Source organism: Sedimenticola selenatireducens DSM 17993 (genome assembly GCF_000428045.1).
In the GTDB taxonomy this organism is placed as follows: Bacteria; Pseudomonadota; Gammaproteobacteria; order Chromatiales; family Chromatiaceae; genus Sedimenticola; species Sedimenticola selenatireducens.
In genome coordinates this window covers 10,066-23,266 of record NZ_KE386614.1, presented here as the reverse complement: position 1 = coordinate 23,266, position 13,201 = coordinate 10,066, and the positions used below count along the sequence as shown (strand labels likewise).

The 13,201-nt window shown below is 59.0% G+C and carries 14 protein-coding genes, 1 other RNA gene and 2 riboswitches; of the genes, 8 read left to right on the top strand and 7 right to left on the bottom strand.

Annotation, left to right across the window (positions count from 1 at the left end):
• Positions 1-47 precede the first annotated feature (47 nt).
• The 5 genes from A3GO_RS0118785 to gcvT form a co-directional block, all read right to left on the bottom strand.
• On the bottom strand, positions 48-416 hold the full coding sequence (locus tag A3GO_RS0118785; RefSeq protein ID WP_029134711.1) for a diacylglycerol kinase: 369 nt from the start codon (positions 414-416) through the stop codon (positions 48-50).
• Positions 417-1,871 carry an aminomethyl-transferring glycine dehydrogenase subunit GcvPB gene (gene gcvPB / locus A3GO_RS0118780; RefSeq protein WP_029134710.1) on the bottom strand — a complete coding sequence of 485 codons (1,455 nt, stop codon included), beginning with the start codon at positions 1,869-1,871 and terminating at the stop codon, positions 417-419.
• 17 nt (positions 1,872-1,888) lie between these two features.
• Positions 1,889-3,286, bottom strand: coding sequence for an aminomethyl-transferring glycine dehydrogenase subunit GcvPA (gene gcvPA / locus A3GO_RS24555; RefSeq protein WP_051302640.1), 1,398 nt, complete (start codon positions 3,284-3,286; stop codon positions 1,889-1,891).
• Between the two features lie 16 nt (positions 3,287-3,302).
• Positions 3,303-3,698, bottom strand: a complete 396-nt coding sequence (gene gcvH / locus A3GO_RS0118770) for a glycine cleavage system protein GcvH (protein ID WP_029134709.1) — start codon at positions 3,696-3,698, stop codon at positions 3,303-3,305.
• A gap of 65 nt (positions 3,699-3,763) precedes the next feature.
• A complete protein-coding gene (gene gcvT / locus A3GO_RS0118765; protein WP_029134708.1) occupies positions 3,764-4,855 on the bottom strand; it encodes a glycine cleavage system aminomethyltransferase GcvT in 1,092 nt (363 codons plus the stop codon).
• Positions 4,856-4,937: 82 nt separating this feature from the next.
• Positions 4,938-5,033, bottom strand: a riboswitch (glycine riboswitch).
• A 15-nt stretch (positions 5,034-5,048) separates the two neighbouring features.
• Positions 5,049-5,136, bottom strand: a riboswitch (glycine riboswitch).
• A 218-nt stretch (positions 5,137-5,354) separates the two neighbouring features.
• On the opposite strand from gcvT, the gene A3GO_RS0118760 reads away from it, so the two are divergent.
• The 3 genes from A3GO_RS0118760 (at position 5,355) to A3GO_RS0118750 (ending at position 9,216) form a co-directional block, all read left to right on the top strand.
• Positions 5,355-6,371, top strand: coding sequence for a Fe(3+) ABC transporter substrate-binding protein (locus A3GO_RS0118760; RefSeq protein ID WP_037376060.1), 1,017 nt, complete (start codon positions 5,355-5,357; stop codon positions 6,369-6,371).
• A 135-nt stretch (positions 6,372-6,506) separates the two neighbouring features.
• The gene (locus tag A3GO_RS0118755) at positions 6,507-8,180 is read left to right on the top strand and encodes an ABC transporter permease (RefSeq protein WP_029134706.1); all 1,674 of its coding nucleotides are present in this window, start codon (positions 6,507-6,509) and stop codon (positions 8,178-8,180) included.
• Positions 8,155-9,216, top strand: a complete 1,062-nt coding sequence (locus A3GO_RS0118750; RefSeq protein WP_029134705.1) for an ABC transporter ATP-binding protein — start codon at positions 8,155-8,157, stop codon at positions 9,214-9,216. The genes A3GO_RS0118755 and A3GO_RS0118750 overlap by 26 nt, the downstream gene beginning before the upstream one ends.
• A gap of 20 nt (positions 9,217-9,236) precedes the next feature.
• On the opposite strand, the gene pepP is transcribed toward A3GO_RS0118750, so the two are convergent.
• Together pepP and A3GO_RS0118740 are read right to left on the bottom strand one after the other, a co-directional pair.
• Entirely contained in the window at positions 9,237-10,544 is a 1,308-nt protein-coding gene (gene pepP, locus A3GO_RS0118745) for a Xaa-Pro aminopeptidase (RefSeq protein ID WP_029134704.1), read from the bottom strand.
• Complete coding sequence (locus tag A3GO_RS0118740) at positions 10,541-11,095, bottom strand: UPF0149 family protein (protein ID WP_051302639.1); 555 nt, start codon at positions 11,093-11,095, stop codon at positions 10,541-10,543. The genes pepP and A3GO_RS0118740 overlap by 4 nt, the downstream gene beginning before the upstream one ends.
• 141 nt (positions 11,096-11,236) lie before the next feature.
• Here A3GO_RS0118740 and A3GO_RS0118735 point away from each other — a divergent pair, with 141 nt between their 5' ends.
• From A3GO_RS0118735 to A3GO_RS26400, 5 genes are all read left to right on the top strand, one after another.
• Positions 11,237-11,467: a TIGR02449 family protein gene (locus A3GO_RS0118735; protein ID WP_051302637.1), complete on the top strand. Its 231-nt coding sequence runs from the start codon at positions 11,237-11,239 to the stop codon at positions 11,465-11,467.
• A 73-nt stretch (positions 11,468-11,540) separates the two neighbouring features.
• Positions 11,541-11,855: a cell division protein ZapA gene (locus A3GO_RS0118730; RefSeq protein WP_029134701.1), complete on the top strand. Its 315-nt coding sequence runs from the start codon at positions 11,541-11,543 to the stop codon at positions 11,853-11,855.
• 29 nt (positions 11,856-11,884) lie between these two features.
• Positions 11,885-12,068: non-coding RNA, 6S RNA (gene ssrS, locus A3GO_RS25905), on the top strand.
• Positions 12,065-12,691 (top strand): 5-formyltetrahydrofolate cyclo-ligase, encoded by a 627-nt coding sequence (locus A3GO_RS0118725; RefSeq protein WP_029134700.1) that lies wholly within the window; start codon positions 12,065-12,067, stop codon positions 12,689-12,691. Before ssrS ends, A3GO_RS0118725 begins: the two co-directional genes overlap by 4 nt.
• A gap of 280 nt (positions 12,692-12,971) precedes the next feature.
• A partial coding sequence (locus tag A3GO_RS26400; protein ID WP_211245106.1) for a hypothetical protein occupies positions 12,972-13,201 on the top strand: 230 nt, incomplete at its 3' end.

The window sequence follows — 13,201 nt, the reverse complement described above, 5'->3', positions numbered from 1 at the left end:
AGTAAAACCGCGCTCAGTTATTGCAGGCCATCCTGTATGGCGGCCTCTCACCAGCGGGGATACAGGATCAGCAGCCAGGTAACGATGCCCATCACAATGGCCAGGAACACCGCAGCCGAACCGATATCCTTTGCCCGTCCCGAGAGTTCATGCTGTTCACCACCAAAGCGATCCACCACCGCCTCGATGGCGGAATTGAGCAGTTCCACCAACAGCACCAGCAACAGGCTCCCGACCAACAGAGCCCGCTCAACCCCGTTCTGGCCCAAATAGAGCGCCGGCGGCAGCAGCAAAATCAGCCCCAGCAGCTCCTGCCGGAACGCGGCCTCATGCCGCCAACAGGCCCCGAATCCGGCCATGGAGTAGCCACCGGCATTAATAATACGACGAATGCCGGTGACCTTCTGGTTGGCCATTTAATTAGACCCCGGCCGCCAGGCCAGATCCAGTTCGCGCGCCGCCTTGACGTCATCCAGACGTTTCACCGGCAAGGTGTAGGGCGCCCCCTTGACCATCTCGGGATCTTCCTTCGCCTCCTCCAGAATACGGCCCATGGCATCGATAAACCCATCCAGCGTCGCCTTATCCTCTGTCTCGGTTGGTTCGATCAACAGACACTCCGGTACCAGCAACGGAAAATAGGTGGTGGGTGCGTGAAAGCCGTAATCCAGCAGTCGCTTGGCGAAGTCCATGGTATTGACCCCCAGCTCCCTGGCCTGTTTTTTCAGCGTGATAATGAACTCATGGGTAGCACGACGCTGTGGATAGGCCGCCTGAAAACCGATCGACTGCAACTGCTTCAGCATATAGTTGGCGTTCAGGGTGGAGAACTCTGCTACCCGTGGCATCCCCTCACGACCCAGCATCCGGGCATAGACGTAGGCGCGCAGCAGCACCCCGGCGTTACCGGCAAAGGCGGTCAGGCGGCCGATACTCTCTGGGCAATCCTGTTCCGTGAGCCAGCGGTAGTGATCGCCGTCCCTGGTCACCATCGGCACTGGCAGATAGGGCACCAGACGCTCGCTTACGCCCACCGGGCCAGCACCCGGTCCGCCACCGCCATGCGGCGTGGAGAAGGTTTTGTGCAGGTTCATGTGGATGACGTCAAAGCCCATGGTGCCGGGACGGACCTTGCCGAGGATAGCATTCAGGTTGGCACCATCGTAATAGAGCAGCCCGCCCGCTTCATGCACCGTTTTCGCTATGGCTTCGATTTTTCGATCAAATACCCCCAGCGTGGAGGGATTGGTCAACATGATGCCGGCCGTCTGCGGCCCGACCACTGCCTTAAGTGCTTCCAGATCCACATCGCCATCCGGCCCGGTGGGGATCTCGCGCACCTTGTAGCCGCACATCACCGCTGTCGCCGGGTTGGTGCCATGGGCCGCATCCGGTGCCAGGATCTCGCAGCGGGCGCTATCGCCCCGCGCTTCATGGTAGGCGCGGATCATGGCCACCCCGGCAAACTCACCCTGTGCACCGGCCGCGGGACTAAGCGACACCGCCTTCATGCCGGTCACTTCACGCAGCATCTCCTGCAACTCGTACATACAAGCCATAAAGCCCTGGCTATGACTCTCCGGCGCTTCCGGATGGCGCGACACCAGCCCCGGCAGACTGGCCAGACTGTTGCAGGCACGCGGGTTGTACTTCATGGTACAGGAACCCAGGGGGTAGAACTGGGTATCGATGGAGAAATTCTTGCGCGACAGGCGGGTGTAATGCCGCACCGCCTGCATCTCGGAGACTTCCGGCAGGGCGGCAGACCGTTTGCGCCGAAACTGCTCGGGAAGGCTGCTGAGATCCGCCTTGTCGAGAGGCGACTGCGCCGGGGCATAGCGTCCGCTTTTGGATTGTTCAAAAATTAGCATGCTGCAGATTCTCCAGATTACTCTTTCGGTACCAGACCGCAGGTGACACCACCCTGCAGCTGGATGACCCGGGCCAGTTTCTCGGCATAGGCGGCGATCTCGTCTTCGGTCCGCTTTTCGGTGGCACAGACCAGGATGGCATCGCCCAGCTCCGGATAGTCGCGCGACATATCCAGCCCCCCCAGCACATTGTGGGCCGCCAGGGAACGCAACACACTGCCTGCCGGCGCCGGCAATCGCAGCACCCGCTCATGGAAGGCAGGCCGATCAAACAGCGGCGTCACCCCGGGAATAGCGCCCAGGGCGTCTACCAGTTTACCGGTATTCCCAAAACAGGCGGCCGCCGCCCGCTCCAGGCCTTCGCTGCCCAGCAGCGCCATATGGATGGTCGCCGCAGTGACCATCAGACCCTGATTGGTACAGATGTTCGAGGTCGCCTTGGAGCGGCGAATATGTTGTTCACGGGCCTGCAGGGTCAGGGTATAGCCCACCTTGCCATCCAGATCTTCGGTACGCCCGATAATGCGCCCCGGCATCTGCCGCACCTGTGCCTGTTTGCAGCAGAGGAAGCCGAAGTAGGGACCACCGGAGGAGAGCGGCGCACCCAGCGGCTGCCCCTCGCCACAGCAGATGTCGGCACCCTGCTCGCCCCACTCTCCCGGCGGGGTCAGTAGCGCCAGGGCCAGGGGGTTGACCACGCCAATCGCCAGGGCGCCGTTGGCATGCGCCCAGTCGGTCAGGGCGTCCACCTCCTCGAGCACCCCGAAGAAATTGGGCTGGGGGATGACCAGCGCAGCGAAATCCTCGCCCTGATACTGTTCCAGCACGGCCGGATCAGTATGTCCGCCATGTGGGTCGAACGGCAGCTCCACCAACTCGATCTGCTGGTTTTTGACAATATTGCGCACCACCCGTCGATAGGCCGGATGCACTGTTCTGGGCATCAGGATACGCTTGGACTTGGACTTGCGATTGGCTCGCACCGCCATCAACACCGCCTCGGCCAGGGCCGAGGCGCCGTCATAGAGCGAGGCATTGGAGACATCCATGCCGGTCAGCGCCACCATCATGGACTGGAACTCGTATAGCAGCTGCAGCGTGCCCTGGCTCGCCTCGGCCTGGTAGGGCGTATAGGCGGTGTAATACTCGCCCCGGGTGGTGATCTGCCAGACCGCCGCCGGTATATGGTGATCGTAGGCACCGGCCCCCAGGAAGCAGACCGGCTGCCCATCCTGGAGTGCGCGCTTGTTCATCAGATGCTCAATCTCCATCTCTGACAACGCGCTGGGTATGGCATCCAGCTGGGAGAGTCGCAGGCTGGCCGGGATCTCATCGAACAGGTCATCGATAGAGGCAGCACCAATGGCTGCCAGCATCTCCTGCACCTCTTGTTCTGTATGGGGGATAAATGGCATGTCTCTCTGAGCCCTCTCAGTGTTCTTCCGATTCCATCACTTCGCTATAGGCATCGGCATCCAGTAAGTCGTCCAGCTCGGCCGGAGCGGAGAGCTTGACCTGAAACAGCCAGCCATCACCAAAGGCGTCCTGATTGACCGTCTCGGGTGCATCCGCCAGGGCCTCATTGATCGCTATCACTTCACCGGACACCGGGCTGTACACGTCGGATGCGGCCTTGACCGATTCCACCACGGCGCACTCACTGCCGGCATCGACCGTATCACCCACCTCGGGCAGCTCAACAAAAACCAGGTCACCCAGCAGCTCCTGGGCATGCTCGGTGATGCCGACAAACACCGTGCCATCCTCTTCATCACGTACCCACTCGTGACTTTTGGCGTATTTCAGATCATTGGGTACATTGCTCATCTCTAGACCCTCGCTAGTTGCTAATCAGGTTGTTATTTTGAAATTTTCCGCTTACCGGCCGGCACTTAAAGTTCGACCCGTATCTTGCCATTGCGTACAAACGGCGGACGCACCAGCCTGGCCGGAACCCGCTTGCCCCGGATCTCCACCTCACACTGTCCGGCCACTTCCGCGGATACCCGTGCCAGGGCAATGGATTTCTCCAGTGTAGGCGCAAATCCGCCGGAGGTGATCTCCCCGACCTCCCGATCTGCGACAAAGAGCTTCTGATGGTCGCGCAACACACCCCGGCCGATCAATACCAGACCGACAAACTGGCGGTTTGCGGGATCGCCCCTGTGTGCCTCAATGGCAGAGCGGCCGATAAAATCCCGATCAGCCGGTTCCCAGGCGATGGTCCAGTTCAGGCCCGCCTCAAGGGGCGAGATGGTTTCGTCCATATCGGACCCGTACAGGTTCATGCCGGCCTCCAGGCGCAGCGTATCCCGTGCGCCCAGGCCACAGGGTTGCACGCCGGCATCCGCCAGCGCCTGCCAGAAGCCAACCGCCTCGCTCTCCGGCATCACCACTTCAAAGCCATCCTCGCCGGTATAACCGGTACGCCCGACAAACCAGTCAGCCGCGGTCGCCGCAAAGAAGGGTTGAAGATTGGCCGCCGCCTCGCGCAGCCCTTCCGGCAACAGTGGCAGCGCCTTGTGTCGCGCATGGGGACCCTGCACCGCGATCATCGCCAGATCATGGCGTGGCTTGACGGTAACGCCAAAGGCCGGACTCTGCTGTTTCAGCCAGGCAACATCCTTCTCGGTAGTACCGGCATTGACCACCATGCGAAACCAGGTTTCATTCATAAAATAGACGATCAGGTCATCGATGACGCCACCCTGCTCGTTCAGCATGCAACTGTAGAGGGCCTTGCCCGGCTGCTGCAGACGCTCCACATCGTTGGCCAGCAGGTGGCGCAGGAAAGCGCGCACCCGGTCACCCGTGAGATCCACCACGGTCATGTGACAGACATCGAACATGCCGGCATCCCGGCGCACGGCATGATGCTCTTCCAGCTGCGACCCGTAGTGCAGCGGCATGTCCCAGCCACCGAAGGGGACAATTCGTGCACCCATCTGATTATGGGTATCAAAAAGGATGGTTCTGTTTCCCATGGGATTCTCCACCAGTCAAAAACAAGGCCGCACTCGGCCATCTCCGGGCAAAAAAAAGGGCGGCGCAGGAGATCACACCCTGCGCCGCCCCTCTGTCCTGAACCTGAGAGTTTGAAACCGAAATCATCGGTCCCTGCCCCGTCGGTGGGCCTGACGGCCACTCTCCAGAGTCAACCCGGAAGGAGACACCCCTCCCCACACTGCGGTCCTTCTGCCTGAGCGATTCCGGACGGTTTGCGCCTTCGGCGTCGGCCAAGGCCGATCTCTCCCACAGTGGTTTGGATTGAGTTGTCGACTATACCTGTTGAATACCCCTTTGCCAATAACGGCAGCCAGACCGGCGAATCACTCAAAGGGCGCTCTGACACCAACTTCCAGTCACCTTAATCTCCATTTTACTACAGCGCCTTTTGAATCAATACGACAATGCCTATTGAAAATACGAATGATTCTTAATAGAATGCGCATCAATAACCAACAACCCCTGGAGATCCAACCGATGAACATCCGCTCCAAGCTAGCTCTCTTCGCCACCGCCATTGCCCTCTGCAGCAACGCACTGGCGGCGGAGGTGAATGTCTACTCAGCCCGCAAGGAGGCCCTGATCAAGCCACTGCTGGACCAGTTCACCAGCGAAAGTGGCATCAAGGTCAATCTGGTCACCGGCAAGGCAGATGCCCTGTTGAAGCGACTGACAACCGAGGGCGCCAACTCCCCGGCTGACCTGTTTATCACCACCGATGCCGGGCGCCTGCATCGCGCCAAGGAAGCCGATGTGCTGCAACCGGCCTCCAGCGAAACTCTCAACGCCGCCATCCCGGCCAGCTACCGTGATCCCGAGGGGTACTGGTACGGACTCTCTGTAAGGGCCCGTGTGATCACCTATATCAAGGACCGGGTGGATCCAAAACAGCTCTCCACCTACGAGGCCCTGGCGGATGAGCAATGGAAAGGCCGCATCTGCATTCGCGGCTCCGGTAACATCTACAACCAGTCACTGGTAGCCTCCATGATTGCGGCAGATGGCGAGGCTACCACACAGCAGTGGGCCGACGGCTTCGTGAAGAATTTTGCCCGTGACCCCAAGGGGGGTGATCGGGACCAGGTGAAGGCGGCAGCAGCCGGCGTCTGTGATCTGGCGATCGTGAACACCTACTACCTGGGCGCCATGATCAACAGCAAGGACGAAAACGAACAGGCGGCCGCCGCCAAGGTTGCACTTTTCTGGCCCAACCAGAATGACCGGGGCGCCCATGTCAATGTCAGTGGCGCCGGCGTGACCCGCTCCGCCAAGAACAAGGAAGCGGCGGTCAAGTTGCTGGAGTTCCTCGCCAGCAAAAAGGCCCAGGGCTGGTACGCCAGCGTCAATCAGGAGTATCCGGTACGACCAGAAGTGGAGTGGTCCGAGACCCTGAAGCAGTGGGGAACCTTCAAGGCCGATACGCTCAACCTCTCACTGCTGGGCGAGAACAACCCGGCCGCGGTTCGGCTGATGGACCGGGCCGGCTGGAAATAAATCCTGCGGCAGGCGCGACCGGACTGCTATTGCACAATCGCGCCGAACCCCAGAGAATAACCTCCCGCGTCTCAGCGCCATCCACAATGGGTGGCGTTGAGTTTTTGTTTCAGTCATTCCGGTAGCGGTGAACCCGTGGCATCTGGCAACTACAGGAGAGCGACAGCACCGCTGTCATGGCGGCTCGGCATTATCGGCACGGCCCTGTTGCTGGCCATGCCGGTGCTGGTGGTTGCCAGCTATGCGCTGATCCCGGCCGGCGCGGTGTGGCGACACCTGGCCGACACCGTGCTGACCGACTACGTCAGCAACTCCCTGCTGCTGATGCTGGAAGTGACCATCGGCACCTTGCTGATCGGCGTCTCCACCGCCTGGCTTACCACCATGTGCCGCTTCCCCGGCCGCAGCGTTTTTGAGTGGGCACTGCTGCTACCCATGGCAATGCCCGCCTATATAATAGCCTACACCTACACCGGCATGTTCGATGTGGCCGGACCGGTTCAGACGGCACTGCGCGAAGGCCTCGGCCTGCACTACGGCGAGTACTGGTTTCCGGAAATCCGCTCGCTCTGGGGCGCGGGCGGCATGCTGTCACTGACCCTCTATCCCTATGTCTACCTGCTCTCCCGTGCCGCCTTTCTGGAGCAGTCGGTCTGTGTCCTGGAGGTGAGCCGTTCGCTCGGCAACGGCCCCTGGCGCACCTTCTTTCGGGTGGCCCTGCCGCTCGCCAGACCCGCTGTCGTCGCCGGCCTGAGCCTGGCGCTGATGGAGACCCTGGCCGACTACGGCACGGTGCAGTATTTCGGCATCGGCACCTTTACCACCGGCATCTTCCGCACCTGGTTCGGCATGGATGACAGCGCCGCCGCCGCCCAACTCTCCACCGCGCTGTTGCTGTTTGTCTTTACCCTGGTGCTGCTGGAACGCTGGTCCCGGCGCAAGATGCGCTATCACCACTCCAGCCAGCGCCACCAGTCCCTGCCCGGCTTTGTGCTGAAAGGACGGCAGAAACTCGGTGCCCTGCTGATCTGTTCCACCACCCTGTTTCTGGGTTTCCTGCTGCCTGCCGGCCAACTGCTGTGGTGGGCGATTGAAACACGGGAGATGATCGACCGTGAGTTTCTGCAACTGATACTCCACACGGTCGGGCTGGCCGCCGGTACCGCACTGCTCGCCCTGCTACTGGCTCTGCTGATGGGTTACGGCCGCCGGCTCAGTTCCGACCGGGGCACCGTTGCCGCCGTCAGAGTCGCCGGGATGGGATACGCGGTTCCCGGCACGGTGATTGCGGTCGGCGTCATGCTGCCGCTGGCCTGGATCGACAACAGCCTCGACAGCTGGCTGCGCGCGCGCTTCGGCATCTCCAGCGGACTGCTGCTGAGCGGCACCCTGGTGGCGCTGGTTTTCGCTTACCTGGTACGCTTTCTGGCGGTCTCGCTGCAGACGGTGGAAGCGGGGCTGGGCAAGATCAAGCAGAGCATTGACGAAAGCGCCCGCACCCTGGGTGCCTCACCGGGACAGGTCCTGCACAGGGTCCACCTGCCGATGCTGAAAGGAAGCCTGCTCACCGCCCTGCTGCTGGTCTTCGTGGATGTCATGAAGGAACTGCCCGCCACCCTGGTGCTGCGCCCCTTCAACTTCAACACCCTGGCGGTCAGGGCCTTTGAGCTGGCCTCGGACGAACGGCTGCGGGATTCCGCCAGTGCCGCCCTGACCATAGTCCTGGCGGGAATCATTCCGGTGATCCTGCTGAGCCGCTCAATACGCAATTCGAGAGAGAAGCATGACCTATCGACTGGAACTGAATGAGGCGTCGATCGCCTTCGGCACCACCGAGGTGGTCAAGCGAGTCAGCCTCAAACTGCGCGAAGGCGACATTGGCTGCCTGCTGGGCCCCAGTGGCTGCGGCAAAACCACGCTGCTGCGAGCGATTGCCGGATTCGAACCGCTGCGTCAGGGCAGCATCGCCCTGCATGGGAAAGTGGTCTGCGACACACAGCACATGATTGCGCCGGAGCAGCGCCGGGTGGGCATGGTGTTTCAGGACTTCGCCCTGTTTCCCCATCTCAGCGTGGCCGAGAATATCGGCTTTGGCCTGCGCGGGCGGACGGCCCAGGCAAAACAGGCGAGAATTGCAGAGCTGCTGACGCTGGTCGGCCTGACCGATGCCGCACAGCAGCATCCGCATCAGCTGTCCGGCGGACAGCAGCAGCGGATTGCCCTGGCCCGGGCCATGGCCCCCCGCCCAGAAATCCTGCTGCTGGATGAGCCGTTCTCCGCTCTCGACCCTGAGCTGCGCGGACAGCTGGCCAGCGAAGTGCGCACACTGCTGAAACAGGATGGCATCACCGCTATCCTGGTGACCCACGACCAGACCGAGGCCTTCACCATGGCCGACCAGATCGGCGTCATGAACCAGGGTGAGCTGCATCAGTGGGACAGCGGCTACAACCTTTACCACCATCCAGCCACTACCTTCGTGGCTGATTTCGTCGGGCGGGGCGCCCTGTTCGCCATAAAGGTGGCCGACCGGAACAGCATCGACACCCCCTTTGGACGGCTGAGTGGGAAGCTGCCCAATGGAGTCCGGCCCGGCACCGGTCTGCAGCTGCTGATTCGCCCCGATGATATCCACCTGACCACCAAGCAGGATGGGATCTATGCCCGCATCAATGATCGTCTGTTCCAGGGCGCTGAGTATCTCTACACCCTGCAACTGGAGAGCGGAGACCGCTTTCAGTGTCTCGCCCCCAGCCATCAGCAGCATGCTATCGGCGACACCGTCACCCTGAAACTGGATATGCAGGACCTGGTACTGTTTTCAGACGACGGGCAGGCGCTCTAGACATTCGCGAAGCCGGCGATTCACCCCGCCATCAGCGCCTCGATCTCCTCCACCGACTTGGGCACATCCTTGGAGAGAATGTCATGTCCGTCCTTGGTCACCAGCACGTCGTCCTCGATCCGGATACCGATATTCCACCACTTTTTGGCCACCCCTTTTGAACCCGCCGGAATATACAGGCCCGGTTCCACCGTCAGCACCATGCCCGGCTCCAGCAGGCGCCACTTGCCATCGATCTTGTAGTCCCCCACATCGTGCACGTCCATACCCAGCCAGTGGCCGGCGCGGTGCATGTAGAAAGGCCTGTAGGCCTCTTTTTTAATCAGGCTGGAGACACGTCCCTTGAGTATGCCCAGTTCAACCAGCCCCTTGGTGATCACCTTCACGACCGCGTCATGGGGATCATTCCAGTGGTTGCCCGGGCGCACCTGCTCGATGGCCGCCGCCTGGGATTTGAGCACCAGCTCATAAAGCGCCTTCTGCTCCGGTGAGAACCGACCATTCACCGGAAAGGTGCGGGTGATATCGGAGGCGTAATACTCATACTCACAACCGGCATCAATCAGCAACAGGTCGCCCGATTGCAACTCGGCGGAATTCTCCACATAGTGCAGGATACAGCCGTTGGCCCCACCACCAACAATGGGCGTGTAGGCCTGAAAGCGCCCGCCCTGGCGAGCACACTCATGTACCAGCTCCGCCTCCACCTGCCACTCCATCAGTCCGGGACGGCAGAACTGCATGGCGCGCCTGTGTGCCTTGGCGGAAATCTTGGCGGCGGTACGCATCGCCTTGATCTCGGAACGGCTCTTGTACAGGCGCATGTCGTGCAGATAGTGATCCAGCGCGACAAACTCAAGCGGGCCATGCACGCCGGCACGGCCCTGATTCCGAATAGTGCTGATCCACTCCGACAGCTGCTTGTCCAGTTCATGGTTACAGCCCATGGCATAGAACACCCGCTCACTCTGCTCGATCATGCGCGGCAGGATGTCATTCAGATCGCCAATCGGAAAAGAGTCATCCGCATCATACAGTTCACAGGCCCCCTCCTGTCCGGCGCGCCGGCCGTTCCATGTCTCCTTCTCCAGATCCCGGTCACGACAAAACAGCACGTACTCCGCCTGCTTGCGCCCGGGGATCAATACCGCCACCGCCTCCGGTTCCGGAAATCCGGTAAGGTAGTAAAAATCGCTGTCCGGTCGATAAGGGTAGTCGGCATCACGATTGCGTATCGCCACCGGTGCGGACGGCAGAATGGCAATACTGCCCGGCCCCATCATGCGCATCAGCTGACTGCGCCGCCGCTTGAATTCAGCGCGGGTCATGAACGTTCCGTCTCATCAACAACCATCTCCGAATGTACCAGCATGGCCGCCACCCAGATGAATTCGGTAACTTCCATCAGCGCCTCCTCATCCTCCTCACCAGAGTTCAGCTGATCCAGGTCCATGCGGGTGATCTCGGTCAGCGAACCCAGTGCATCCTGGGTCTCCGCTGAAAACTGGTGACTGGATGAGAGTCCAGCCACCCCGATACCATAGAGAAAACCCTGACACCAATCCGTTACCGCCCGGGCACGCTGCTTGAGCGGTTTCTCATCATCCGGCAGAAACGGCGTAAAACCCAGCCCCGGGCCCTGTACCGCGGCCAGGGTCGCATCATGCAGTCTCTTGAGTGACTCGGCACACTCACGCACCAGCAGATCAGTCGCCTGCGCTTCCGTGAACAGTTCACCAAACCAGCGCGCCTGGGCATCCTCACGACCGGTGCAGATCAGCCCACATAAAATGCCATGCACCTCCGCACCGCTGCTTTCAATGTCGGCCGAGGCCATCTGCCGCTCAACGCGTTCATAATCTAAACTGCTATCACTCATGGGAAACCTGTCTCAAGGGATCTGGAAAAACCGGAACAATGTCACTGGCGCTGCATTATCCAATACCATATTGCCCTAATAATAGTATCATGCCAGCGGATAACGTTGACCGACACGATGGCTCACTCTATATTGGACCGTATGAACGCGAACGACCTCAACTCCACCACGGAACTGGACCTCAAACGGCTTGAATCACAAGTGGATCAGCTGATCCGCACAATTGAGCGGCTGAGTGAGGAGAACAGTAATCTACGCGGCAAACAGCAGGAGCTGATGTCGGAAAGAGCAGAGTTGATCGAGAAGACCGAGCTGGCCCGTAGCCGGGTCGAAGCGATGATCTCCCGGTTACGGGCCATCGAGACCGGCTGACAAACAATCAAGCCAGGGCCACACTTCCAAACTGAAAGCCTCAAAACCTATAAATAATTCCTGGGTATAAACCGTGATCGAAAACAGCATCCCCGTTATCGTGCGCATACTGGACAAGGAGTATCGAGTTGCCTGCAACCAGGGTGAGGAGGATAGCCTGATCGCCGCCGCACGCCTGGTGGACCAGAAAATGCGAGAGATCCGCTCAAGCGGCAAGGTGTTGGGAACAGACAGGATTGCGGTAATGGCATCACTCAATCTCGCGCATGAACTGCTGGAAAAACAGAATCACAAGAATGATGTTAATGGCAGTATCAACACACGCCTGCGCAATATGCAGCAAAAGATTGACGCGGCTCTTAGTAAGGAAAATCGGCTGGATCTTTAAACCCAATAGAGTTAGCCTGTCCTCACAGGTATCCCCTGCAGTGTTTGTAAGCGAATCGGGTATTTTCTTGAGCCTATTCATTACCCCGGGGACTTAATGGGAATGTCATTGTGCATGTCCGCCTCGAGCGGAAAGCCTTAAGCTTCCTTGTCGTCCCCACTTGAACCTACCGGTTCAAGAACGATGATTTGCTACGGCACAGGTGGGGGATGCCTTATTTCATTCCAGTGCGCCGCATGCAGAATCACAAACAAATTCGCCGCGCCATCCGCGCCAAAAGACGCAGCCTCTCCAGACAAGAGCAACATAACCACAGCTTGTCGGCAGCCAACCACTTTATAATAAATATTCGTCTGATCCGTAGCAGGCGCATCGCACTCTATCTGGCCGCAGACGGTGAACTTGATCCCCAGCCGCTTATTCAACGATTACTAAAACTCAACAAAAAAATTTACTTGCCGGTCCTCAAACCCGGCACCAACAACGCGCTATGGTTTTCAGAGTTTCACCCAAACGATCGCCTGCAGACGAATCGATTCGGCATCGCCGAGCCGAACATTCGACGTAGAAAGCCGATACCGGCATGGAGTCTTGATCTGATCATCATGCCGCTGGTCGCATTCAGCAGTGAAGGTGTCAGGATGGGTATGGGCGGCGGCTATTATGATCGAACGCTGGCTTACCAGCTTCAACATAAACAGTGGATTCGACCCGCGCTGATAGGTTTTGCGCATGATTTTCAGCGTGTAGAGAGACTGTCGCGACAGCCCTGGGATGTCCCGCTACATGGGGTAATCACAGAACAGGGATATCGGTCATTCCGGCTTACCAACTAACCCATTAACAGCTCCACACAACACGGCAAATCGAATCCATCGACCGTGCCGGCTAACAGATCCCATATATACAAAGCCAACTTGAGGTTTCACGACGTCTGATCGTTTCATCGGAAAAAGGCAGACGGGCCATGCTTTGCTCATCCAACAATAGCAGCCATACTGGAAATCCCGCCAATAACAAGTAAAAAATGCCAAAATATCCGTGATTTACTAGCTTTTTTTGAATACTTTATTATACTCAAACTGACTTTTGCATACTGATCGTGGAGGGAGCGTAATGGCCGTCAAGAAAGCCGCTAAAAAGAAGGCTGCAAAAAAGAAGAGCGCAGTCGCCAAGAAAACCATGAGCAAGAAGGCTATTGCACCCAAAAAGACAGCCAGTAAAAAGAAAGCTGTCGTTAAGAAAAAGGTGACAAAGAAAAAGGCTGCCGTTAAAAAGAAAGTCGCCAAGAAAAAGGTGACAAAGAAAAAGGCCGCCGCTAAAAAGAAGGTCGCCAAGAAAAAGGT